We start from the raw sequence: 23,157 nt of genomic DNA, 5'->3' as shown, positions 1-23,157 counted from the left end.
CTCTCATTTATAGAAGTGTACACCAGCGAAGGAGCGCGCCAGGACGGAGCGGAGCAATAAGACGAGTGCTCTTCTCGGCTTATTGTGTGAGCTTAGTCCAAAGCGACGAAGCGCGTTATAAAACGAATTTCTTTTATGATTCATTTTAAACAGACACAAAAAAAGAGGCTGCCTCCCGAATGATTCGGAAAACAGCCTGTCAAAACTTCTATAAAAAAGGGGGTCAATTTACTATCCTTACTATACCCCCTGTACATGTCAAAAAGATTACAGCTACATTAAGAAAGGATTAAATTAAGCGTTCTGACCGATTTTTTCAACCAGTTCCTCAATATAATGTTGTGCTGCCTGTGCTGCAATGCTTCCATCGCCTGTCGCTGTTACGACCTGACGCAGCGTTTTTTCGCGCAAGTCCCCTGCAGCATAGATGCCAGGAACTGAAGTTTCCATTTTTTCATTGGTTACCACATAGCCTTCATCATTCAGGATACCCAAGTTTTCAAATGGTTTCGTCAACGGCAGCATACCGATATAGATGAATACGCCATCAATCTCTTTTTCCGTTTCCGTGCCGTCTTCAGTGGACACTAACGTCACTCCTGAAACTTTGCCATTGTCGCCTTTGATCTCTTTCACCGTGTGGCTCCAGATAAAGTCGACTTTCTCATTGGCAAAAGCACGGTCCTGAAGGATTTTCTGAGCGCGCAATTCGTCGCGTCTGTGGACGATCGTCACTTTATCCGCGAAACGTGTCAAATAGACCCCTTCTTCAACAGCGGAATCTCCGCCTCCGACAACGATCAGGTTTTTCTGTTTAAAGAAAGCCCCATCACAAACGGCACAATAGCTGACGCCGCGTCCGCCAAGTTCAGATTCACCAGGAATGCCCATTTTTTTATATTCCGCACCAGTAGTCAGGATGACCGCACGCGCTTTATATTCTTTCGTGCCCGCCGTGATCGTTTTGTATTCGTCGCCGTCGACAATGCCTTTGACATCGCCGTAAGCATATTCGGCACCGAATTTCTTCGCGTGTTCGAACATTTTTGTGGAAAGATCCGGTCCGAGAATATGATCGAATCCAGGATAGTTTTCGATTTCTTCCGTATTGGCCATCTGGCCGCCCGGGATCCCCCGCTCGATCATCAATGTGGACAGGTTCGCTCTTGATGTGTAAACAGCAGCCGTCATACCTGCAGGCCCTGCCCCAATAATTATTACATCATAAATCTTTTCAGTTTCAGTCATCGTCGAATCCTCCTAACTTTCAATAGCTAAATCGTATAAGATTCCAGCGCTGGCATCAACTATTATGCCTATGATTCAAATAACGGAAGGAACTCGATCAGCTCATTTATATACTTCGTCAGGGTAGCGGATGAAATGCCGTAAGCTTCTGCTACCGACTTTTTCGTAATGCTGCGGTCCCTCGAAGATCTGACCATATAATCGACCGATGCAGCGAGGGCATTCGGGTTTTTAAATGGATAATTCTTCTGGAAAGCATTGTCGAGCAGCATGAACCACATCTGGAAAGCGTATGAACTTTGCTGGGTCACCATCCCTTCTTTTTCATAGAGGATCTCCGTCGCCTTCATGGCATTGATGAATGCCCGCTCTGCGGGGATATCTTGCTTATAGGGATGACCAAGTGCATAACCCAGCATGAATGTCTCAATTAGCGTAGGCTGGTCGCTCTGGAGCCATTTCGGATGAGAAATGATTTCCTGTTTATGGGAGGATTTGCCGAGAAGAAAAAGGCCGAATAGCCTTTCGCTTCTATGCGCATGATCCAATTTTTCGACAAGAAAGTCCCGATGATGCTCCAATGCATCAGAATGGGGCATTTCGGCGTTATCATGCCACGGTTCGTAGCCTTCCTTGCCGGGATCCATTGCTGTCAGCTGCTTCCAGGCTTGCCGTGCGATATCTTCGTGATTGGAATGGTACGCAGCATGCGACAGCCAGAAGTAAAACGCGGGATCCCCGTCAAATCCACGTTTCTGCAGGCTTCTTAACCAGCGGAATGCTTCTTTGTATTTTCCGACAAGGGCAAACGTCGCACCCAATTTATAACGATGTTCAAAAACATAGGGCTGGATTTTTTTCAGCAGATCCAGCATGTCTTCCAGTTCATCATTTTTCTCATAATAATGGAATACGGCCAAATTGCATAATGCATGCAGATTCCCGGTATTTCTTTTCAGGACGTCATGAAGCAATGCTTTCGCCTTTTCCGTTTCCCCGATATAGAAATAAGCCAGTGCCAGATTATTGTGGGCACCCCAGAAGTCAGGCTTCTCGATAATCAAATCTTCGAGCATGCTGATGGCATCCTTAAAATTTCCCTGTTCCATCAAACGCCGCGCTTTTTCCTGAAGATAGAAATATTCACTGTCCTGCGCTTCTCCTTCATCATCAAGGAGCTGCCAGTCTTCCTGTTCCGCAAAGTCGATGATTTCCATTGCTTCTTCTGCGTATTTTCCATGCACATCGGTTTCCACATATTTTTTTGCATATTTTCTGGCATCAAGAAATAAACCCATATGGGCATGTACTTCTGAAAGGAAAAACAGGATGTCCGTCTCTTCCGGGTCCAGTTTCTGAGCTGTCCGGAGTACGTCCATAGCCTGTTCGAATTCCTGCATTTCCATCAGTACGATGCCAAACTGCATCATGATCAGCGGATCTTCCGGATTCAGCTCGGTTGCACGCTGCAGATACTTATGGGCTTTCGGATAGTTGTCGCGCTTTAATTCTTTGAGCGCTTTTTTATAATAATATTCACCTGTCGGGATGAATGACAGAACATTCTCGTGGTTGATTTTTTTTTTATTCTCCAAAATTAGCCTCCGCAAAAGTAAAAGGGTCGACCGCAATCGCCCTTTGCTTCATTATCATATAATTATATCATATGCGCGGCTTATTTACTCGGTGATTTTGTCTGGTGGCGCTCTTTCAGAACATCCATTACCTGGTCCAAATCGACGCCCTGTTCCTGCAGCAGCACCATTACATGATAAAACAGGTCGGCCGTTTCCATCGACAGTTCTTCAGCGTCCCGGTTTTTCGCAGCAATGATCACTTCTGCCGCTTCTTCGCCGACTTTCTTGCAGATTTTATCCACTCCTTCTTCGAAAAGATAGGTGGTATAAGCGCCTTCCGGCATTTCTTTTTGGCGGTCGCGGATCAAACCTTTCAGTTCATCGAGCATATCCCCTGCCGATTTCCTGTTGTCTCCGTAAATCGTTTCATTGAAGCATGATTGTTCACCCGTATGGCAGGCTGGCCCGTTCGGAACCACTTCATAAATGACCGCATCGCCGTCACAGTCCACACGTACGGAAATCACTTTTTGGGTATTACCGCTCGTCGCCCCTTTATTCCATAATTCCTGGCGGCTTCTGGAAAAGAGCCATGTTTCTCCGTCAGCCATCGTTTTTTCAAGCGCTTCTGCACTGGCGTACGCCAGAGTGAGCACCAGTTTTGTTTCACTGTCCTGGATAATAACCGGAACCAGCCCGTCTTTATCATATTTCAATTCTGTCATCTGACATTCACTCCTTCTGTGCGCAGGTAATCCTTCACTTCTGCAATACTCGTTTCTTTATAATGGAAGATGGAAGCGGCGAGCGCCGCGTCTGCATCCACTTGATCAAAGACTTCCTTGAAATGTTCACGGTTTCCTGCTCCGCCACTGGCGATGACCGGAACTTCCACTGCTTCTCTGACAGCCTTGGTCAATGCCAGGTCAAAACCATCCTTTGAACCGTCTTTATCCATGCTCGTCAGCAGCAATTCGCCGGCACCGAGCTCTACGCACCGTTTCGCCCACTCTACTGCTCCCCAAGCGGTTTTATTGCGGCCGCCGTGCGTATAGACGTCCCAGCCCTCTCCGTTCCATTTGGCATCAATCGCCACGACGATGCACTGGGAGCCGAAAAATTCTGCACCTTCTTTGATCAGTTCCGGACGGTCGAGCGCTGCCGTATTCAATGAAACCTTGTCCGCTCCGGCCCGCAGCATCCGCTTCATGTCGTCGAGTGTGCGAATGCCACCGCCTACTGTAAATGGAATCGACAATTCACTCGCGACGATCTTCACCACTTCGACCATCGTTTCCTTGCCTTCATGCGAAGCGGATATATCAAGGAACACCAGTTCATCGGCCCCTTGCCTGTCATAAAAACGCGCCAGTTCCACCGGGTCTCCGGCGTCTTTCAGGGAAACGAAACTGACGCCTTTGACCACGCGCCCTTCTTTTACATCCAGGCAGGGGATAATGCGTTTTGTCAGCATGACAGCGCCTCCTCTAATGTAAACCGCTCCTCGTAAAGCGCTTTGCCGATGATGACGCCCGCTACCGGACTGTCGACCGCTGCCGCTTTGACGTTCCGCACATCTTCAAGCGTGCCGATGCCGCCGGAGACGATCACTTCCGCAGATCCGCTGTCCACCAATTTACGGTTGGCTTCGATATTCGGCCCTGCCAGCGTGCCGTCTGTCGCAATATCGGTATAGATGAAGTGCTTCGCTCCATTTGCCGTGAAGAATTTCGCGGTTTCTGCAGCTGATTGGCCGGAAGTTTCAATCCATCCTTCAGTCGCGGCCATGCCCTCTTTTGCGTCAATGCCGATGACGATCCGATCACTTCCGAATTCTTCGATGAATGAAATGACCAGCTCCGGCTTCCGTATGGCCATGCTGCCGATGATGACACGCGCCACCCCGTTCTCCAGGTAATATGCGATATCTTCCCGCGTTCGAATGCCGCCGCCAACCTGAACTTTCAAGCCTAATTTCGCCGCTTCGATGACCCATTCACTATTGATGCGCTGTCCATCTTTTGCGCCGTCAAGATCCACCATATGCAGCCATTCGGCTCCGGCGTCCGCAAATTTCTGTGCCATCGCCACCGGTGAATCCCCGTATACCGTTTCCTTGCCGTAATCTCCCTGGAAAAGGCGGACACATTTGCCGCCTCTTAAGTCAATTGCCGGATAGATTTGAAACTTGCTCATTTTTATTCCCCCTGACGTTCGCGATCCATTGTTCCAATAAATAACGGCCGAAATCCCCGGATTTTTCGGGGTGGAATTGCATGCCTGTGATGAGGCCGTCCCCGACAACTCCCGGAACTTCAACATTGCCATACGATGCGGAGGCAAAAACTTCTTCCGCTTTCGTCTCCGTTATATAAAATGAATGCACAAAATAGACATGGGTATCGACTTGAAGATTTTCCAGCCAAAATGGCATTGTACTAAACTCCAGGCGATTCCAGCCCATATGCGGGATCCTGTAGGTGCCTTTTTCAAAGCGTCGCACTTTTCCGGTCAGCAGACCAAGGCCTGCCGTCTGTCTGATTTCCGCACTTTCTTCATATAACAGCTGCATGCCGAGGCAGATGCCGAGCAGTGGAATCCCCTGCCCCGGCAGTGAACGGATAAAATCCGACAAGCCTTTTTCATCCAGCAGTTTCATGGCATCCGGAAATGCTCCGACACCGGGTAGGAGAATCGCTTCCGCTTCCAGCAGCGTCTGCGGATCGTCCGATAAGATGACGGTGCATCCCAGTTTTTTCAGCGCCTGTTCCACACTGAACAGATTTCCCATGCCGTAATCGATGATGCCGACGATCATGTGAGCAACCCCTTTGTCGAAGGAACTCCTTTGACACGCGCATCGATTCCGGTCGCCTCATCCAGCGCACGTGCCAGCGCCTTGAAAACAGCTTCAATGATGTGATGCGTATTTTTGCCGTAATGGATGATGACATGGACATTCATACGGGATTCAAGTGCGAATTTCCACAAGAACTCATAGACCAGCTCCGTATCGAAATCACCGACTTTCGCATTCGGGATTTCTCCCCGGAATTCCAGGTGCGGGCGGTTCGAGCAGTCAATGACAACCTGTGCCAGCGCGTCATCCATCGGAACAAACGCATTGCCATAGCGGCGGATCCCCTTTTTATCACCTAATGCTTCGCGCACGGCCTGACCCAGCACAATACCGATATCCTCTGTCGTGTGGTGGTCATCGATATGTGTATCCCCGTCCGCTTTAATGGTTCCATCAAATAGGCCGTGTTTGATGAATAGGTCGAGCATGTGGTCCATGAAGGGCACACCTGTCTCGATTTCCGCTTTCCCTTCACCATCCAGCGAGAAGGTTACGTCCACTTTCGTTTCATTTGTATTGCGTATCAATTCCGCTCGTCTCATCATTTTTTCTCCTTTTCCCATTGCCGTGATTCCACTGCACGCGCATGCGCTTCAAGTCCTTCAAGCCTGGCCAGGCGGGCAATCTTGTCTTTATTTTCCTGCCATGCCTGTTCACTGTAGTGGATGATGCTCGTTCGTTTCACAAAGTCGTATACGGATAAGGCGCTCGAAAAACGTGCCGTGCTGTTCGTCGGAAGAACGTGATTGGTGCCGGCAAAATAATCACCGACAGGCTCAGATGAATAGCGTCCGATAAAAATGGCGCCTGCATGTTTGATCTGGTCCGCCACACTTTCGGCGTCAGCTGTCATTATTTCAAGATGCTCCGGTGCCAGCTGATTTGCCGCTGTGACCAGTTGTTCCATGGTTTCCCCCAGATAAATTGCGCCAAACCCATCGATTGCCGCTCTTGCAATGGATTGCCTCGGCAATTCCGCGAGCTGTTTTTCAATTTCACGGGTGACATTCTCCGCTAACTTTTCATCATCCGTCAATAACACAGCGCTCGCCATCGGATCATGTTCAGCCTGGGACAATAAGTCCGCAGCTATTTCATCCGGATAAGCGGTGCCGTCAGCAATTATCGCAATTTCGCTTGGCCCTGCAATCATATCGATTGCAACATCCCCGTTCACTTCACTTTTTGCCAGCGCCACATAAATATTGCCGGGACCGGTTATTTTATCCACCGGTGCGATGGATTCCGTACCGTATGCCAATGCCGCAATCGCCTGCGCCCCTCCGGATTTATAAATCTCATCGATGCCCAGGATATGTGCCGCTGCCAGAACGCCGTCCGTTAAACTGCCGTCTTCTGAAGGTGGTGACATCAGAACAATGCGTCCGACACCCGCCGCTTGGGCTGGAATCACATTCATCAGAACAGATGAAGGGTAAGCCGCCGTGCCGCCCGGAACATACAAGCCGGCAGATTCAATGGCAGTCACGCGCTGTCCGACATAGGATCCATTTTCGTGAACGACTCGATAGCCTTCCTGCTTTTGTTCCTCATGATAGCGTCTGATATTATATGCCGCTTCTGTCAGGTCGCTCAATAATTGCGGGTCAAAACGTTCAACCGCCTGCTTTATTTCCTCCTGGCTGACGCGTAAATCGGTAAACTCAGCCTTGTCCCATTTCCTGGCGAAACGGAATAATGCGGCATCCCCATCCTCCCGCACTTCCCGGATGATATCTTTTACTGCCTGCAGCTGTTCATCCGTTGCTGCCGCGGAGCTCCTTCTGATTGATACGTCAGAGGATAATCGTTTAATTCTCATGCCATCACCTACTTTCTCAAACGCTTTACAAGTTCATCGATCCGCTGCTGCTTCAAGCGGTAACTGACAGGATTCGCAATGAGGCGAGAAGTGATATCCGCAATTTTATCGTACTCGACCAGTCCATTTTCCTTCAGGGTTTTACCGGTCGATACGATATCCACAATGCGTTCTGCCAGGCCGATCATCGGCGCAAGTTCAATCGAACCGTTCAATTCAATAATTTCCACCTGTTCTCCGCGGCTCCGGAAAAACTGGGACGCGATTTCGGGATATTTCGTCGCAATGCGCGGCGTCATTTCATCCATTTCCGTATTCGGCAATCCCGCCGTCGCTATATAACAGCGGCTGATCTCCAAATCCAGCAATTCATGGACGTCACGTGCCTGCTCAAGCAGCACATCTTTACCGGCAATCCCGATATCGGCTACGCCATGTTCCACATAAACCGGCACATCCATCGGTTTCGACAGGATGAACCGAAATCCTTCCTGAGGAGCTTCCACGATCAATTTACGGGAATCATCCAGTTCTGCTGGCAGATCGAATCCTGCCTGCAGCAATAATTCATATGCTTCTTCAAAAATCCGCCCTTTCGGCATCGCAATCGTTAATTTATCCATTTTGTCCACCATCCAGTCGGATCACCTGGCTGAAAAGAGAGCTGAATTCATCCAGCGCATTTACCGCCGAAGCGAATTGAAGCGTCGCATTCACGCCACTCTTTCGCAATTCCTTAGCTTTTTCATGTGCCAGGTCTTCGTTGTTTTCATTGAATAAAATGAGGGCATTTTCCGCCTGCTGAACTTCAGCCGGCATCGCTTCCAGCAGGCGATCGACCCGGAGGCCGAAACCGGTGGCGCCGACATGCAGCCCGAATTGTTTCATCAGACCGTCGTAACGTCCTCCGTTGCCAAGCGGAAAGCCGCTGCCTTCCCCGTAGACTTCGAATACCATGCCAGTGTAATACGTCATATGGCTTGTGAAAGACAGGTCGTACGTTACAAATGGCTCCAGTCCGTTGCGGTCAAGGATGGATTTTAAGCGCCGCATCCCTTCATACAACGAAAGTTGAACAGCATCTTTCCGGTCGATCCAAGGTTCCCATTCATCCAGTTTCGTAGCATTCAGAATCGATTTCAGAGATGCTTTTTCTTCTGCCCCGACCGTTAATGCATCAACAAGGTTTTCATAAGCCACTTTGTTTTTGGCGACCATCTCAGCGCGTAATTTTTCAACCATTGCTTCTTCGAGCCCATAGCCCCGGAGCACCTGCTGCAGAAGCTGTGTGTGGCCAATGACAATCTTGCCAGAGCCGATGGAGAGGTCCCGGAGGATTTGAGTTGCGAGCAGGATGACTTCCGCATCGGCGTAAATTGATTCATCCCCGATCAATTCGACACCCATTTGTTCGAACTCCGCAGGGCGCCCGCCTTCACGCAGCTGGGCGCGGAAGACATTCGAATAATAGCCCAGTCGTACGGGCATCTTCTCTTTCAATAATTTCGATGCGGCAACCCGTGCGATCGGTGACGTCATATCCGGGCGCAGCACGAGAGTCTGCCCCTGATTGTCCAGCAGTTTGAAGAGCTGGTTATCAGCGATGGCAGAAATCTTGCCGATGGTTTCGTAATATTCAAGGCTCGGTGTCTGAAGCATTTCGTAGCCGTATTGCTCCATTCTCTTTATACCCGCTGCGCTGAGTTTAGATTTCCTCTTTACTATAGAAGGAAAATCGTCACGCATGCCCAGTGGCTTTTCGAACATTTCTATTAACATAACAGCACTTCCTATTTATGGATATTTTACTTTAGTTCACTAATACAATAAAGTAATTATTATTTTAGCGCAATTGTGGTCCGATGGTCAAGAATAAGGCAAAAAAAATCCCAAGAGCCTATTGCTCTTGGGATTCCTGCTGGCGCTCGGCCATTTGTTCTGCTGTATAAATGAGCTGCATCGGATTGCCGCCGACAAAAGCGCCGGCTGGTACATCTTTGTGCACGAGTGTCGCCGCTGATACGATTGCGCCGTCGCCGATGGTGATGCCGGGCAGTATGGTGCTGTTTGCTCCGATCAATACACGGTCACCGATGATGACATCGCCCAGACGATATTCTTCGATCAGATACTCATGTGCCAGGATCGTCGTGTTATAGCCGATCACTGAATTTTTTCCGACCGAGATACGTTCCGGGAACATGACATCCGGCATGACCATCAAGGCAAAAGAAGACTGCTCCCCCACTTTCATGCCAAGAAAAGTTTTATAAAGCCAGTTTTTCATCGGCAGAAATGGCGTGTAACGGGCCATCTGGATGACGATGAAATTCCTTGCCACTTTCCAGAAAGGGACGGTCTTATAAATATGCCATAACGAGTTCGCTCCAGTAACAAAATGCCGCTCGGTCTTCCTCATGCCGTTTCCTCTTTCACGATTTCCAGTAAATCAGTTATATGCTTCAGCATATAATCCGGATTCAGTGAAGCCAGGTATTCTTCGCCCTTCACCGACCAGGCAACGCCTGCTGTCCGGACGCCGGCATTTTTACCACCTTCGATATCATGGGAATTATCACCGATCATCAGCGATTCGGATGGGCTGGCCGCCAATTCGTTCAACGCTTTCAAAATCGGTTCCGGATTCGGCTTCGGATGTTCAACGTCATCCAGGCTGATGACTGCATCGAATAATTCAGATACACCCATCAGCCGCAAGCCATGAAGAATGGTTTCTTTCCTCTTAGTAGACACGATGGCCATCTTCATGCCCATCTTTTTCAGCAGTTGAAGCGTTTCTCCGACACCTTCATACTCCGTCACCATCTCATCATGCAGCAGAAGATTGAGCTGCCGGTATTCCTTGACCAGCTCTTCTGCCTGCGCGGGCGCAATCAGTTCAAATGTCTGATTCAATGAAGGGCCGATAAATTCCAGTATGTCTTCACGTCCATAGCTGTCCGGGAAATGTTTATCCAGTACAGTTGAAAAAGTATGGATGATCAGTTCATTCGTATTCAATAACGTTCCGTCAAAATCGAATAATAAAGTCGTAATACTCTTGGTCATGCAGAAAACACTTCCTTCCGGTTTTCTTCAGCTCTGCGCCAAAGATAAGAAATGAAGATGGTCAATACCAGTGCCGTAACGACCCGAATTGCCAGAAGCGGCCAGATCGGGATGCCGAGCGGGATGAAAATCAGCGTATCTTCCACGATTGCGTGGCAGGCCACCAGGAATATGAAGACCAGTGTCGCATCTTTTTTGCTGACTCCGTCTTCCTGTACAGCCTGAATCATCACGCCTGCTCCCATCGCAAGGCCGAACACCAGACCTGAAGCCAATGTCAGCGAAGCGTTTTTCTGAACGCCCAGGATGCGTGTCAACGGGCCCATCTTATCGGAAATGCGATACAGATATTTCGTATCTTTTAAAATCTGGATGGCCAGCATCAATGGAATTACAATCATCGCCAATTGGAGAACACCGAAACCTGCTTTTTCCAGACCGAGCAGGAAGATCGCCAGCCACCCTTCCGGTGCAGCTGCTGCTTCAGGAGTGAATCCGTATTGGGCGATTTCACCGCCGCCTGACCACACGAGATTGATGATGATAGCTGACAGGGCCGCGAGTCCGAAACGGACAACCAGCACCACCCATAACTTCACCCCAACTTTGAGTGCGACACCCGTTTCGATGAAGATATTATGGGAAAACGACAGCATGACGGCCAAAATGAACACTTCTTTGACAGTCAACTCCAGCGAGAGAATACCGGCAATCCCGGCATACAGATTCAGCATATTTCCCAATACCAAAGGAATCGCTGCGTCTCCGCTTAATCCGAAAATCCCCATAAAAGGCGCTATCATTTCAATGATGAATGGCAGCACCGGAGTGAATTGAAGTATAGTGACGAGCAAGGTGATCGGGAAAATGATTTTCCCGAGCGACCATGTAGTTTTAAGGCCCGCCTTCAGGCCATTCTTAAGCGTTGACATTCTTACATCGCTACTTTCTATTTAACCTTTTAATGATTTTCCTACTTCTTTTTCTTGTTTTTTTTATTTTTATTCTGATTTACATGACCCTGCTTCTTTTTCGGTTCAGTCGGTGCGTCCAGGTATCTTGCCGGATCCGGCAATGTGATCCTGCGGTAGACGATCAGCACCGCTGCGATGATGATCGCAAGGATTGAAACAAGCTGAGCCGTACGCAGACCTTCTATGCCAAATACGTACAAGCTGTCTGTCCGCATTCCTTCGATGAAGTAGCGGCCGACAGAATACCATATCATATAGAAGAAGAACATTTCGCCGCGCACCAGATTGACCCGGCGCAGCCAAAGCAGGATGATGATGCCAGCAAGACTCCATAGAGACTCATATAAAAACGTCGGATGATAATAAGCTCCATCTATGTACATATGATTGATGATCCAATCTGGGATGAAGAGGCTTTCCAAAAATGATCTCGATACTTCTCCGCCGTGCGCTTCCTGATTCATGAAATTACCCCATCGGCCGACCGCCTGGCCGATCAAAATGCTCGGCGCCAAAATATCCGCCACTTTTAAAAATGGAGTGTTTCGTTTTGATGTAAAAATATAGGCGACGATGATTGACATGATCAAAGCTCCGTGAATGGCGAGCCCCCCGTTCCAGACCGCGATGATCTCGCCCGGATTGTCTTTATACTTGTCCCATTCAAATATTACATAGTAGATTCTTGCCCCCACGATTGCGAGAGGCACTGCCCAAATCAGAAGATCCGTCAAGAAATCAGGATGCATTCCCCTTTTGACCATTTCGCGCTGCCCGACCAAGAATGCGATGACGATCCCGGTAGCGATAATTACGCCATACCAATGGACATCGATTGGCCCTAAGCTGAAGGCAATCGGATCAATCGACCCTAAAACTGATAACATTTACTGCACCTGCCTATTCCTTTAGTTTGTATCCTGCGATATTACATCGTCCAGACGTTTTGAAAATTCTTCCGCTGCATTGACTCCCATCAGCTTCAAGCGGTAATTCATTGCCGCAACTTCAATTATAACTGATAAATTTCGCCCTGGACGGACAGGAATGGTCAGTTTAGTAAGATCCGTGTCGATGATACGCATCTTCTCCTCTTCCAGGCCCAAGCGGTCATATGTTTTTTCAGGATCCCAGATCTCCAGGTCGATGACCAATGAAATCCGTTTAAACGTGCGGACGGCACTTGCTCCGAACAAAGTCATGATGTCGATGATGCCGACACCACGTATTTCAAGCAGATGCTCGATCAGTTTGGGCGGATGCCCGACCAGCGTATTTTCACCTTCCTGATGAATCTCCACACAATCGTCCGCGACCAACCGGTGCCCTTTTTTGACTAATTCAAGCGCAGTCTCGCTTTTCCCGACACCGCTTTTACCAGTGATCAGTACACCTACTCCATATATATCCACTAAGACGCCATGGAGTGCAGTAGTAGGCGCCAGTTTGCTTTCCAGGAAATTCGTCAGTAAACTGGAAAACCTTGTCGTCGACATTTTAGTGCTCAATACAGGCACATGTTTCTTTGAAGACGCATCGATCAATTCCTGCGGCACTTTCTCGTCGTGCGCGATGATAATGGCTGGTGTATCATCCGTGCATAGCTTCAGCATCCGGTCTTTTCGTTCAGCTTCTTCCAGCATGGCGAAAAATGACAATTCAGTTTTGCCGAGCAACTGTACACGGTTTGCCGGATAATGAGTAAAGTACCCCGCCATTTCCAGACCGGGACGTGATATATCACTGATTGGAATATGACGGCCGATTCCTTCTTCACCGCTGATCAATTTTAAATCGAACATTTCCATAACTTGTTTGGTACTTACCTGACCCATCTTCTTCCCTCATCCCTCTTCTGCAAAAGTTCCGAAGCCTTTTGCATTTCTGTTTATTTTACGCATTAATGTAATTATTCTAACATGGATACCTGTAAATAAAAGCAAAGCCGACTCTTTTTGATTCGCCTGCAGTTTGGTGGATCTTAAATTTTTCTTTACCGCAGCCCCTCATCTGGTAAAATGGATTCAAGAATGGATATCGAAATTTTCAAATAAATCAAAAGAGATGAGGGGTCAATTTGTACGAACAGAAAACGACGCAAAACGACGCAGATGTCATCGAATTCATCGAGCAGGTGGAAAATCCGAAGAAGCGTCAGGACGCCTACCGGCTATTGGAGATTTTTGAAGAGCTTTCCGGCCATCCCGCGAAGATGTGGGGACCAAGCATCATCGGTTTCGGCTCTTATCATTATGTCTATGCCACTGGCCATGAAGGCGATGCACCACTCGTCGGATTTTCACCGCGCAAAGCGAAAATAAGCTTGTATATCGGAACAAGCGAGGGTGAGAACGAACCTCTATTGAAGGATCTTGGCAAACACACTTCCGGTAAATCCTGTGTATATGTCAATAAGCTTGCTGACATCGATGAAGAGGCACTGAAAAAAATGATCGTCAAATCCATTGCCGACATCCAAATGCTATATCCTTCATGACTGAAAGCCTGCTGGGCATAATAGGCTAATTATTCATAGCCGGGTCCGATTTTACGAACAGAAAAGAGATACGATAGAGCAATCTAAGCATACGGGGGAATTTTTCTATGGAATTAAATCCATTACTATCGATTTGGACGCAGCCGAAAGAAACGGTGCGTCAACTTATCAACCACAATAAGCTTGGTTTATCCATTATACTGGCATGCATTGCAGGAATCGGCGCCGTCTTGGTCGCCCTGCAGGATTCCGGATGGTTTCAGGACATGTCAACGGCCGGACTCGCTGTCGGCATCATCATCATGGCAATGGTGAGCGGCCTCATAAATGTCGGCGTCAGCACATTGCTCTATACAGTTATCGGAAAATTATACGGCGGGCACGGGAAGATGCGTGAAATGGCGATTGCAGTCGGCCCCATGATGATTCCACAGATTTTCATCTTACCTGTCTACATGATTTATGTATGGATATATGGCCGTCAATTTTTTGCAGCACCCGCTGATTTCAATCTGACTTCCATACCGCTCGGTGCATATCTTATCTTATTGTTGTTCACCCTGACTGCTTCCATGTGGACGATCGTCATTTCTTCTAAAGCGATTGGCGTCGTCCATGGATTCTCAAGCTGGCGCGGTTTCGGTGTCGTCATGACACTAGTCGGCATTTTTATCTTGCTGGGTATGCTGATCGCTATCGGCTTCATCCTGTTTCTGATCTGAAAATAGTCACAATGAAAAAAGAGGCCACAGGATATGTGGCCTCTTATTATATTTTATTCAACTGTCAAATACCGCACCAAGACAGATCCTGTTTTTGTTTCTCCGTATACGAGCATCGGTGCCGCTGCCGGTTCCGTTCCATTTTCTTTTGAAAAACGGGTTGTTTTCTGCATGAATTGTCCCTGTTCATGCGTATGATCCACGTCAGACAGCAAGACATCCATTTTCCCGAGGTTGGAAGAGACCTGGCCTTTTAGCGGCAAATGGGAAGGAATGTATAATTCCACATTGCCGGCCAGCGTTTTCGCTTCGACTTTCCGTGCTTCTTTACAGCGGGAAGTCACGACTACGTTGCCGTTCAGTGATTTCGTTTCAATCGTCTGAACATCCCCGTCCACATAAATGCGGCCATTCAGCGTCTCTGTTTCAAGCACTTTCCCTTTAACATCCTGCACATGGATTGCACCATTTGCAGTTTCCAGTTCAGCATCATCGAATTCGCCATTCTTCAATTCGATTTTGCCGTTTGCCGTCTTCACTTTCAATAAAGCGGCGTCGATGCGTTTCATCGTGAAGCCACCATTGAATAGGCGGACAGTGATCTGATTGAATTCTTCAGCGGGAACGTATAGAACGATATTCACCTGCGTCGTCTTCAATTCGCTGATGATGCGGAGTTTATGATCATCGGCAATAAAGATGAACTTATCATTGAAATCACGTTTCGCATGATCTTCCGATTCAGCGCGGTAGGCTTTCACACTGCATTCAGCACGCAGCGTCCCATCCTGTGAAGGATAGATTTCCAATTGGCCGTTTGCAATATCAGCAATGACTGTGCTGATATCCGCATTTTCTTCAGAAAATGTTTGGTTGAATTGATAAGCTTCACCGAACGGCGAGTCAAATTCCATCGTCTTCAATTTGCCCACAGAAGTCTGCATGAATTGCATCATCCGGTCACCTAATTGATTGATATCACTCGAAGCTTTTCTTGAAAAATCTTTTGAGAAATCTTTTGAGATTTTCTTGACCATATCTTCCGGTCTGAAGAATCCGCGTTTTCCACGTTTATCTCGGCGTCCATAATCTTCACGGCCATATGATGAATCCCGGCCTGAACCGCCTCCACCGTCAATCGCCTTCAGCAATTCAACTGCTTCCCTTGGCGTTATCGTGCCTTTTTCAACCATGTCCAATATGCGTTCTTTTTCGCTCTGCATGTATTGCGGCCTCCTCATCGTTCATTTATAAAGAATTTCTTATTCAATAAATACGTCCGGTGCCTGAAAAGGTTTCATTTTGCCGCTTTTTTTCTGCGGCTGGCCTTGCTGACTTTCGCTTCCATTCTCGCACGGTCACGTTCAAGAATCGGCTTCAGGTATTTTCCGGTATACGATTCTTCCACCGCCGAGATTTCTTCCGGTGTCCCTGTCGCAACAATCGTACCGCCTTTATCGCCACCTTCAGGACCCAGGTCGATCAGGTAATCGGCCGTTTTGATGACATCAAGATTATGTTCGATCGTCAGGACCGTATCGCCGTTATCCACCAGGCGCTGCAACACTTCCAGCAGTCTCGAAATATCGTCTGCATGAAGGCCGGTGGTCGGCTCATCAAGGATATAGAAGGATTTTCCGTTGGAACGCTTGTGAAGTTCCGAAGCCAGTTTCACCCGCTGCGCTTCACCGCCCGACAAGGTTGTAGCCGGCTGACCCATCGTCACATAACCGAGTCCGACATCTACGATTGTCTTCAGTTTGCGGTTGATCTTGGGAACATTTTCGAAAAATGTATAGGCATCTTCCACAGTCATCGCCAATACATCCGCAATGCTTTTATCTTTATATTTCACTTCCAGCGTCTCCCGGTTATAGCGTTTGCCATGGCAAACTTCACATGGCACGTAGACGTCCGGCAGGAAATGCATTTCTATTTTTATAATACCATCTCCGCGGCATGCTTCACAGCGGCCGCCCTTGACGTTAAAACTGAATCTTCCTTTTTGATAGCCGCGCACTTTCGCTTCGTTCGTTTTTGCATAGACGTCGCGGATATCGTCGAACACCCCTGTATAAGTTGCCGGATTCGACCTTGGTGTGCGCCCGATCGGCGATTGGTCGATATCGATGACCTTCTCAAGATCTTCATAGCCTTTGACCGATTCAGTTTTGCCCGGCTTTATCTTCGCGCGGTTCAGCTTGCTTGCCAATGTCTTATAAAGGATTTCATTGACCAGTGTACTTTTGCCGGAACCCGATACGCCGGTTACAGCTGTAAAGACGCCGATCGGGATATCTATATCCACTTTCTTCAAATTATTTTCGCTTGCTCCCCGGATCGAAATCATCCGTCCGTCCGAAACTCTGCGCTCAGCCGGCAGCGGAATGAATTTTTTCCCGCTTAAGTATTGGCCCGTCAATGACTTCCTGTTTTTCATCACTTTTTCAGGAGTCCCGGCGGCAATGATTTCTCCGCCGTGTACGCCGGCGCCTGGCCCGATATCAATCAGATAATCCGCAGCAAGCATCGTATCTTCATCATGTTCGACGACAATCAGCGTATTTCCGATATCCCGCATATTTTTCAATGTCGCGATAAGCCGGTCGTTATCCCGCTGATGCAGCCCGATCGACGGTTCATCCAGTATATAGAGGACTCCGGAAAGCCGTGATCCGATTTGCGTTGCCAGGCGGATCCGCTGCGCTTCACCACCGGACATGGTGCCTGAAGCCCGGTTCAGCGTCAGATAATCAAGTCCGACATTGATCAGGAAGCCAAGCCGCTCTTTGATCTCACGCAGGATCAATAATGAAATCTGCATATCCTTTTCCGAGAGCTCCAGGTTTTTGAAAAATTCATCCGCTTCGGTGATCGAGAATTCCGAAACCTTCCCGATATGCAGACCGTTCACTTTGACTGCCAGCGATTCGGGTTTGAGGCGATGCCCTTCACAAGTTGGACAAGCCTGCTCCGCCATGTATTTCTCCATTTGCTCACGGGTATAATCCGATGAGGTTTCGCGGTAGCGGCGGTCGACGTTCGACAGCACACCTTCGAAATAAATATGGTTGTCCCTTGTTTGGCCATATTCATTCGTGTAGCGGAAACGGATTTTTTGGTCCTTGGAACCTCTTAATACCAGATTGATATGTTCTTCCGGCAATTCGCTGACCGGTGCATCCATATCAATTTTGAAATGTTTGCACATCGCTTTCAGCAATTGCGGGTAATATTGTGAACTTGTCGGTTTCCAAGGCGCAATGGCGTGCTCGTTCAAAGACAGGCTCCACTCCGGAATGACGAGATCCGGATCCACTTCCAGCTTGTGTCCAAGTCCATCACATTCCGGACATGCACCAAAAGGTGAGTTGAATGAAAACATCCGCGGTTCCAGCTCACCGATTGAAAAGCCGCAGATCGGACAGGCATGATGTTCACTGAACAGCAATTCCTCCTGTTCCATGACATCGACAAGAACTCGGCCGTCGCTGAGGCGGAGCGCAGATTCCAGCGAGTCGCTGAGCCGCGGCGCAATTCCCTCTTTCATGACGATGCGGTCGATGACAACTTCGATGGAATGTTTTTTATTTTTATCCAATTCGATGTTGTCATCAAGGTCGATCAGGTCTCCGTTGACCCGGACACGGACATATCCCTGTTTCTTGATGTCTTCAAATAACTTGGCATGCGTGCCTTTTCTGCCTTCGACGAGAGGAGCGAGAATCTGCATTTTCGTGCGCTCCGGGTACACGAGCAGACGGTCGACCATCTGCTCGATGGTCTGCGAAGAAATTTCAATGCCATGGTTCGGACATATCGCTTTTCCGACACGCGCATACATCAACCGCATATAATCATAGATTTCCGTTACGGTCGCAACCGTCGAACGCGGATTTTTACTGGTTGTTTTTTGATCGATGGAAATGGCGGGGGACAATCCCTCGATGAGGTCGACATCCGGCTTGTCCATCTGCCCCAGAAACTGCCGTGCATAAGAGGACAGCGATTCTACATACCGGCGCTGCCCTTCTGCATAGATTGTATCGAAGGCAAGCGACGATTTGCCCGATCCGGATAAGCCGGTCATGACCACCAATTTATCTCGAGGGATTGTTATATCAATATTTTTTAAGTTATGCGCTCGCGCACCTTGTATTTTAATTTCCTGGTTTTTCAATCTGCTCACCCTTCCGCTTTCAGTTCAAGCACTGTATCTCGCAGTTCGGCCGCCTTTTCGAAATCGAGCGCTTTCGCTGCTGCTTTCATTTCCGATTCCAATAAAGCGATCAGCTTCATGCGGTCTTCTTTTTTGAGTTTTTTGCCTGATGTCGCTTTTGATACGTATTCTTCCGCTTCTTCCGAATCCACAGTGGCACGGATGACGTCGCGGATTTTCTTCTGTATGGTAATCGGTGTGATGCCGTGCTCTTCATTATATGCAGCCTGGATCGTCCGCCGGCGCGTCGTTTCATCGATCGCTTTTTGCATTGAATCCGTTATTTTGTCAGCGTACATGATAACTTGGCCATTTGCATTCCTTGCGGCCCGGCCCATCGTCTGGATGAGTGATCGTTCGGACCGCAGGAAGCCTTCTTTGTCGGCATCCAGGATCGTCACCAATGACACTTCCGGAATATCGAGGCCCTCACGCAGCAGGTTGATGCCGACAAGCACATCGTAGACACCCATCCGCAGTTCGCGGATGATTTCGATGCGCTCAAGTGTCTTGATCTCGGAATGGAGATAATTCACTTTGACTCCCGCTTCCTTCAGATAGGCTGTCAGGTCTTCAGACATTTTCTTAGTCAGAGTTGTTACCAATACACGTTCATTCCGCTCCGAGCGGATCCGGATTTCATCCATCAGATCATCAATCTGTCCCTCAATCGGACGGATTTCGATGGTAGGATCCAGGAGTCCTGTCGGCCGGATGATCTGTTCGACCATTTCCGGTGTGTGTTCGAGTTCATAAGGACCTGGGGTTGCTGAAACAAATACGGCTTGTTTGATATGCTTTTCGAATTCCTCGAATGTCAGCGGGCGGTTGTCCATTGCTGAAGGCAGACGGAAACCATGGTCCACCAGCACTTTTTTGCGCGCCTGGTCACCATTGAACATGCCGCGCACCTGCGGCAGGGTCACATGGCTTTCATCGACGACCAGCAGGAAATCATCCGGAAAATAATCGATCAGCGTATAAGGCTGCGCACCCGGAGGTCTCAAGGTCAGGTGGCGCGAATAGTTTTCGATGCCTGAGCAAAAGCCCATTTCCCGCATCATTTCCAGGTCGTAGCGTGTACGCTGTTCTAACCGCTGCGCTTCCAGCAGCTTGTCTTCTGCACGCATTTCCTTCAGCCGTTCTTCAAGTTCCGCTTCAATATTTTCAATCGCCTTGACCATTTTCTCTTCACGCGTAACGAAGTGGGATGCCGGGAAAATCGCGACATGTTCACGTTCGCCGATGATTTCACCTGTCAGCGCGTCCACTTCTCGGATACGGTCAATTTCATCGCCGAAAAATTCGACACGAAGGCATCGTTCATCGCGAGATGCCGGGAAAATCTCTACGACATCCCCGCGCACCCGAAATGTTCCGCGGATAAAATTGATATCGTTCCGCTCGTATTGAACATCCACCAGTTTCCTCAATAATTGATTGCGTTCAATTTCCATCCCTTTGCGCAATGAAACCACCAGTTCCCGGTATTCTTTCGGGGAACCGAGCCCGTAAATGCAAGACACGGAGGCAATGACAATCACATCATCGCGTTCAAACAGCGATGACGTGGCAGAATGGCGAAGCTTATCGATTTCATCATTGATGCTTGCGTCTTTTTCTATATAAGTATCCGATTGCGGCACATACGCTTCCGGCTGATAATAATCATAATAACTGACAAAGTATTCTACAGCATTGTCCGGGAAAAATTCCTTGAATTCGCTGTAAAGCTGTCCCGCCAATGTTTTATTGTGAGCCATGACAAGTGTCGGCTTTTTCACTTGCTGGATAACATTCGACATCGTATACGTCTTTCCTGTCCCGGTTGCACCGAGCAGCGTCTGGTAACGCTTGCCGTTGATGATGCCTTGGGTCAGTTCAGTAATTGCCGCCGGCTGATCGCCGGCTGGTTCATAAGGTGCCTGCAGATTAAATTCCTGTTTCATATTTAAAGTCCTCCCGTTTTTCATACCTTTATTTTATCATATGCCCTAAAATTACCCTAACAAAAAGCGAACGTATGTTTTTCGTTGGTTTTTCTGCATAAAAAAAGAACCGCTCCGGAAGAGCGGTTCTCTTATCATTAGGAATCTTCACATTTCAAAGCCTGCAATTGCCGGCTGTATTCATAGAATGAATCGCGGTCGTTTGAGTCCAGGGCGTCGTCGATCAGTTTCATGAGCTGTTCTTCCTGCTGGGAGCGGTGAACGTGTTTAAGGAAAAGATCCAGATAAATCTCGTTCAATAATTTCTCCGCTTCGGAAACTTTCTTGGTTTGTGCCATCGCCTTCATGAAATCAGCATAAGAATAATAGTTTTCCATTCTACCTCACCCCGAATGCTTTTCATTAGTATACATGATTCATAAAAAAAGAACAACGATTTTTTAGAAAATTCCAACGATAAGGAAACACTTTGGAATTTAAAAATTAAAAAGATTGTATATTTTCCAATTATTATTATAATAGGGAGAACAAAGTAAATTTTGGGGGTGTTTTAGCATGGGTCGTAAGATATATAATCCCTTCTCATATACTATTTCAAACAGTACGTACGCGCTGATTCCACATATTGATGGTACGCGTTTACTGACACGTGTCATTGAAGACCGAAGTGAATTCCTGATAGAACAGACTGCCTATAAAACCATTACCGGCTCCTGTTCGTTTTACCGGGGGTCTCTTGTCAGTGCTACACTTTACGCGCAAAAGGCTATAGGCGTAAAACACAAACCCCCGATTATCGTCGGTGAATATTACGGGAATCCGTTGATCTTTTTCCCAACCCATTCACCGAAGAACAAAGAATCCGTCTGGTTCAATTACGATGCAATCGACCTGATCGAAAGTGATGAGCGCGGCGGCTGCGTCGTCTATCTCAGCAATGGCCAGACTGTGGCCCTGGATGTCTCCGCCATTGCACTTCGCAACCAGCATTCTTTTGCCGGTTCACTGCGGCGCTATTTCAAAAAAGCGCAGAACCAGCATAAACAGCAGCTGACTTATATCACAAAACGGCCGATGCCGGTCCGTCCCAGGCATCCATCCGACTAAGCTTTCAACTCTGCCTGGGAGAAATAAGTGCGGACCAGTTCTTCGACCCGGTTTCGCAGTCGCACATTCAAGTAGCGCCGATGATCTTCAAAACCTTTATGATGTAATACATATTCGGTGAAGGTATCATCAGCGACTCCTTTTTTCAGATTCATCTGATGCGTCCGCATATGTATTTTTGTTTTGTCCAATTCCTTCTGCACTTGTTTGATCGCGCCTTCCAGAATCCCCAGATAAGGGCGCTTCAGTTTAAATGGGCCGTTTTGGATCAGCTCTCTGTCCCGTTCCAGGACGATCAGAACCATCGGAAGGTAAATCATGTTTTCAAAATGCAGCATCTCTTCCTGCGGAATCAAAGGCATCACCTTACCCCCTTCATGAATTGACCATCGATAAATATTCTGTCATCCGAAAAACAAGAACTCTTGTTCTTGTTTTAATTGTACTTCCTATTTCCATAATTGCAATACTTGAAAATCGAGTAGGAGGGAGCGATTAACTCCCGACCTCTCACACCACCGTCCGTACCGTTCGGTATACGGCGGTTCAATTAAGATACGTAACACAAAGTTTCATAACGTGCTACCAGACTTTTGAGCTCTTGGGAACTCCAGTAGGAGTTTCCGAGGGCTCTATGCAATACCGGACTCTTGGAAATCCGCCAATAGCTTTTGCGTGAGTTGCCCCATTCGTACGCCTTTCCTTTCGAAATGCCTAGTCCAGTGAGCTTTCGCACTTTTGTGCTCGACTTCTTCCAATCCTTCCACATGCACATGCGGAGTCTTCTTCGAATCCACGATTCGAGGTCTTTGAATATACTCGGTGTATCTGCCAACGCAAAATAACCGCACCAGCCCGTCAGGTATTGGTTCAGCTTCTCGATTCGAACTTCCACCGAGTACGGTTTCTTTCGTGAGGTAATCTCTCGGACTCTGTCTTTCATCCGGTTGATACTCACTTTGGCAATCCGCACCTTCGGCTCTTTGTGAGGCGTAAAGCTGAATCCAAGGAATTTCCGCTTCCATGGTCGGTCTACAGCTGATTTGCTGGTATTCACTTTCAACTTCAGCTTTCCTTCTATTGATATGCCTCTTTCCGTGAACAACGGTTCTT

Annotated in this window: 24 protein-coding genes; 3 read left to right on the top strand and 21 right to left on the bottom strand. The window is 48.0% G+C overall.

The genetic code is table 11. From position 1 onward, the window contains the following. Nucleotides 1-294 precede the first annotated feature (294 nt). From trxB to hprK, 15 genes are all read right to left on the bottom strand, one after another. A complete protein-coding gene (gene trxB / locus IQ294_RS11865; RefSeq protein ID WP_203334271.1) occupies nucleotides 295-1,248 on the bottom strand; it encodes a thioredoxin-disulfide reductase in 954 nt (317 codons plus the stop codon). 68 nt (nucleotides 1,249-1,316) lie between these two features. Then, nucleotides 1,317-2,843 carry a tetratricopeptide repeat protein gene (locus IQ294_RS11860; protein ID WP_203334270.1) on the bottom strand — a complete coding sequence of 509 codons (1,527 nt, stop codon included), beginning with the start codon at nucleotides 2,841-2,843 and terminating at the stop codon, nucleotides 1,317-1,319. Nucleotides 2,844-2,923: 80 nt separating this feature from the next. Next, nucleotides 2,924-3,550 (bottom strand): bifunctional phosphoribosyl-AMP cyclohydrolase/phosphoribosyl-ATP diphosphatase HisIE, encoded by a 627-nt coding sequence (hisIE, locus tag IQ294_RS11855; protein WP_203334269.1) that lies wholly within the window; start codon nucleotides 3,548-3,550, stop codon nucleotides 2,924-2,926. Then, nucleotides 3,547-4,299, bottom strand: coding sequence for an imidazole glycerol phosphate synthase subunit HisF (gene hisF / locus IQ294_RS11850; RefSeq protein ID WP_203334268.1), 753 nt, complete (start codon nucleotides 4,297-4,299; stop codon nucleotides 3,547-3,549). Before hisF ends, hisIE begins: the two co-directional genes overlap by 4 nt. Continuing rightward, nucleotides 4,293-5,021 carry a 1-(5-phosphoribosyl)-5-[(5-phosphoribosylamino)methylideneamino]imidazole-4-carboxamide isomerase gene (hisA, locus tag IQ294_RS11845; RefSeq protein ID WP_203334267.1) on the bottom strand — a complete coding sequence of 243 codons (729 nt, stop codon included), beginning with the start codon at nucleotides 5,019-5,021 and terminating at the stop codon, nucleotides 4,293-4,295. Before hisA ends, hisF begins: the two co-directional genes overlap by 7 nt. Further along, a complete protein-coding gene (gene hisH, locus IQ294_RS11840; RefSeq protein WP_203334266.1) occupies nucleotides 4,990-5,643 on the bottom strand; it encodes an imidazole glycerol phosphate synthase subunit HisH in 654 nt (217 codons plus the stop codon). Before hisH ends, hisA begins: the two co-directional genes overlap by 32 nt. Further along, complete coding sequence (gene hisB / locus IQ294_RS11835) at nucleotides 5,640-6,227, bottom strand: imidazoleglycerol-phosphate dehydratase HisB (protein ID WP_432419958.1); 588 nt, start codon at nucleotides 6,225-6,227, stop codon at nucleotides 5,640-5,642. The genes hisH and hisB overlap by 4 nt, the downstream gene beginning before the upstream one ends. Beyond that, complete coding sequence (gene hisD, locus IQ294_RS11830; protein ID WP_203334264.1) at nucleotides 6,227-7,507, bottom strand: histidinol dehydrogenase; 1,281 nt, start codon at nucleotides 7,505-7,507, stop codon at nucleotides 6,227-6,229. The genes hisB and hisD overlap by 1 nt, the downstream gene beginning before the upstream one ends. 8 nt (nucleotides 7,508-7,515) lie before the next feature. Next, on the bottom strand, nucleotides 7,516-8,130 hold the full coding sequence (gene hisG / locus IQ294_RS11825) for an ATP phosphoribosyltransferase (protein ID WP_203334263.1): 615 nt from the start codon (nucleotides 8,128-8,130) through the stop codon (nucleotides 7,516-7,518). After that, nucleotides 8,123-9,286: an ATP phosphoribosyltransferase regulatory subunit gene (locus tag IQ294_RS11820; protein WP_203334262.1), complete on the bottom strand. Its 1,164-nt coding sequence runs from the start codon at nucleotides 9,284-9,286 to the stop codon at nucleotides 8,123-8,125. The genes hisG and IQ294_RS11820 overlap by 8 nt, the downstream gene beginning before the upstream one ends. Before the next feature lie 118 nt (nucleotides 9,287-9,404). Further along, nucleotides 9,405-9,926, bottom strand: coding sequence for an acyltransferase (locus tag IQ294_RS11815; protein WP_203334261.1), 522 nt, complete (start codon nucleotides 9,924-9,926; stop codon nucleotides 9,405-9,407). Next, the gene (ppaX, locus tag IQ294_RS11810) at nucleotides 9,923-10,576 is read right to left on the bottom strand and encodes a pyrophosphatase PpaX (RefSeq protein WP_203334260.1); all 654 of its coding nucleotides are present in this window, start codon (nucleotides 10,574-10,576) and stop codon (nucleotides 9,923-9,925) included. Before ppaX ends, IQ294_RS11815 begins: the two co-directional genes overlap by 4 nt. Next, nucleotides 10,573-11,508 (bottom strand): nucleoside recognition domain-containing protein, encoded by a 936-nt coding sequence (locus IQ294_RS11805; protein ID WP_203334259.1) that lies wholly within the window; start codon nucleotides 11,506-11,508, stop codon nucleotides 10,573-10,575. The genes ppaX and IQ294_RS11805 overlap by 4 nt, the downstream gene beginning before the upstream one ends. Before the next feature lie 41 nt (nucleotides 11,509-11,549). Further along, a complete protein-coding gene (gene lgt, locus IQ294_RS11800) occupies nucleotides 11,550-12,437 on the bottom strand; it encodes a prolipoprotein diacylglyceryl transferase (protein ID WP_203334258.1) in 888 nt (295 codons plus the stop codon). Nucleotides 12,438-12,458: 21 nt separating this feature from the next. Then, on the bottom strand, nucleotides 12,459-13,385 hold the full coding sequence (gene hprK, locus IQ294_RS11795) for an HPr(Ser) kinase/phosphatase (protein WP_203334257.1): 927 nt from the start codon (nucleotides 13,383-13,385) through the stop codon (nucleotides 12,459-12,461). A gap of 242 nt (nucleotides 13,386-13,627) precedes the next feature. Here hprK and IQ294_RS11790 point away from each other — a divergent pair, with 242 nt between their 5' ends. Then, nucleotides 13,628-14,047: a DUF1801 domain-containing protein gene (locus IQ294_RS11790; protein ID WP_203334256.1), complete on the top strand. Its 420-nt coding sequence runs from the start codon at nucleotides 13,628-13,630 to the stop codon at nucleotides 14,045-14,047. A 107-nt stretch (nucleotides 14,048-14,154) separates the two neighbouring features. Next, nucleotides 14,155-14,769 (top strand): YIP1 family protein, encoded by a 615-nt coding sequence (locus IQ294_RS11785; protein WP_203334255.1) that lies wholly within the window; start codon nucleotides 14,155-14,157, stop codon nucleotides 14,767-14,769. A gap of 53 nt (nucleotides 14,770-14,822) precedes the next feature. Here IQ294_RS11785 and IQ294_RS11780 read toward each other — a convergent pair whose 3' ends face one another. The 4 genes from IQ294_RS11780 to IQ294_RS11765 form a co-directional block, all read right to left on the bottom strand. Next, the gene (locus IQ294_RS11780) at nucleotides 14,823-15,992 is read right to left on the bottom strand and encodes a DUF4097 family beta strand repeat-containing protein (protein ID WP_203334254.1); all 1,170 of its coding nucleotides are present in this window, start codon (nucleotides 15,990-15,992) and stop codon (nucleotides 14,823-14,825) included. Between the two features lie 74 nt (nucleotides 15,993-16,066). After that, nucleotides 16,067-18,949 (bottom strand): excinuclease ABC subunit UvrA, encoded by a 2,883-nt coding sequence (uvrA, locus tag IQ294_RS11775; protein ID WP_203334253.1) that lies wholly within the window; start codon nucleotides 18,947-18,949, stop codon nucleotides 16,067-16,069. Nucleotides 18,950-18,954: 5 nt separating this feature from the next. Next, a complete protein-coding gene (uvrB, locus tag IQ294_RS11770; RefSeq protein WP_203334252.1) occupies nucleotides 18,955-20,937 on the bottom strand; it encodes an excinuclease ABC subunit UvrB in 1,983 nt (660 codons plus the stop codon). A gap of 137 nt (nucleotides 20,938-21,074) precedes the next feature. Beyond that, nucleotides 21,075-21,314, bottom strand: a complete 240-nt coding sequence (locus IQ294_RS11765) for an IDEAL domain-containing protein (protein ID WP_203334251.1) — start codon at nucleotides 21,312-21,314, stop codon at nucleotides 21,075-21,077. Nucleotides 21,315-21,492: 178 nt separating this feature from the next. Between IQ294_RS11765 and IQ294_RS11760 the strand changes: the two genes are divergently transcribed. Next, a complete protein-coding gene (locus IQ294_RS11760) occupies nucleotides 21,493-22,044 on the top strand; it encodes a competence protein ComK (protein ID WP_203334250.1) in 552 nt (183 codons plus the stop codon). On the opposite strand, the gene IQ294_RS11755 is transcribed toward IQ294_RS11760, so the two are convergent. Both IQ294_RS11755 and IQ294_RS11750 read right to left on the bottom strand, forming a co-directional pair. Continuing rightward, a complete protein-coding gene (locus tag IQ294_RS11755) occupies nucleotides 22,041-22,406 on the bottom strand; it encodes a YhjD family protein (protein WP_203334249.1) in 366 nt (121 codons plus the stop codon). The two genes, IQ294_RS11760 and IQ294_RS11755, sit on opposite strands and share 4 nt — an antisense overlap. Nucleotides 22,407-22,594: 188 nt before the next feature. After that, nucleotides 22,595-23,157, bottom strand: a 563-nt coding sequence (locus tag IQ294_RS11750) for a group II intron maturase-specific domain-containing protein (RefSeq protein WP_284699729.1), incomplete at its 5' end; no start/stop codon positions are given.

Origin of the sequence: Planococcus beigongshangi (assembly GCF_016820495.1) — a bacterium.
GTDB classification, from domain to species: domain Bacteria; phylum Bacillota; class Bacilli; order Bacillales_A; family Planococcaceae; genus Planococcus; species Planococcus beigongshangi.
Note: the sequence above shows the minus strand (reverse complement) of the source record. Positions and strands in the feature narration are given on the sequence as shown.

Excerpts from the sequence above, each read along its gene's own strand:
- hisF (WP_203334268.1), bottom strand. The coding sequence starts at position 4,299 with ATGCTGACAAAACGCATTATCCCCTGCCTGGATGTAAAAGAAGGGCGC.
- hprK (WP_203334257.1), bottom strand. The coding sequence starts at position 13,385 with ATGGGTCAGGTAAGTACCAAACAAGTTATGGAAATGTTCGATTTAAAA.
- IQ294_RS11820 (WP_203334262.1), bottom strand. The coding sequence starts at position 9,286 with ATGTTAATAGAAATGTTCGAAAAGCCACTGGGCATGCGTGACGATTTT.
- IQ294_RS11785 (WP_203334255.1), top strand. The coding sequence starts at position 14,155 with ATGGAATTAAATCCATTACTATCGATTTGGACGCAGCCGAAAGAAACG.
- IQ294_RS11760 (WP_203334250.1), top strand. The coding sequence starts at position 21,493 with ATGGGTCGTAAGATATATAATCCCTTCTCATATACTATTTCAAACAGT.
- IQ294_RS11780 (WP_203334254.1), bottom strand. The coding sequence starts at position 15,992 with ATGCAGAGCGAAAAAGAACGCATATTGGACATGGTTGAAAAAGGCACG.
- hisG (WP_203334263.1), bottom strand. The coding sequence starts at position 8,130 with ATGGATAAATTAACGATTGCGATGCCGAAAGGGCGGATTTTTGAAGAA.
- lgt (WP_203334258.1), bottom strand. The coding sequence starts at position 12,437 with ATGTTATCAGTTTTAGGGTCGATTGATCCGATTGCCTTCAGCTTAGGG.
- hisB (WP_432419958.1), bottom strand. The coding sequence starts at position 6,227 with ATGAGACGAGCGGAATTGATACGCAATACAAATGAAACGAAAGTGGAC.
- IQ294_RS11815 (WP_203334261.1), bottom strand. The coding sequence starts at position 9,926 with ATGAGGAAGACCGAGCGGCATTTTGTTACTGGAGCGAACTCGTTATGG.
- hisA (WP_203334267.1), bottom strand. The coding sequence starts at position 5,021 with ATGAGCAAGTTTCAAATCTATCCGGCAATTGACTTAAGAGGCGGCAAA.
- hisIE (WP_203334269.1), bottom strand. The coding sequence starts at position 3,550 with ATGACAGAATTGAAATATGATAAAGACGGGCTGGTTCCGGTTATTATC.
- ppaX (WP_203334260.1), bottom strand. The coding sequence starts at position 10,576 with ATGACCAAGAGTATTACGACTTTATTATTCGATTTTGACGGAACGTTA.
- IQ294_RS11765 (WP_203334251.1), bottom strand. The coding sequence starts at position 21,314 with ATGGAAAACTATTATTCTTATGCTGATTTCATGAAGGCGATGGCACAA.
- uvrB (WP_203334252.1), bottom strand. The coding sequence starts at position 20,937 with ATGAAACAGGAATTTAATCTGCAGGCACCTTATGAACCAGCCGGCGAT.
- hisD (WP_203334264.1), bottom strand. The coding sequence starts at position 7,507 with ATGAGAATTAAACGATTATCCTCTGACGTATCAATCAGAAGGAGCTCC.
- IQ294_RS11805 (WP_203334259.1), bottom strand. The coding sequence starts at position 11,508 with ATGTCAACGCTTAAGAATGGCCTGAAGGCGGGCCTTAAAACTACATGG.
- hisH (WP_203334266.1), bottom strand. The coding sequence starts at position 5,643 with ATGATCGTCGGCATCATCGATTACGGCATGGGAAATCTGTTCAGTGTG.
- IQ294_RS11755 (WP_203334249.1), bottom strand. The coding sequence starts at position 22,406 with ATGCCTTTGATTCCGCAGGAAGAGATGCTGCATTTTGAAAACATGATT.
- trxB (WP_203334271.1), bottom strand. The coding sequence starts at position 1,248 with ATGACTGAAACTGAAAAGATTTATGATGTAATAATTATTGGGGCAGGG.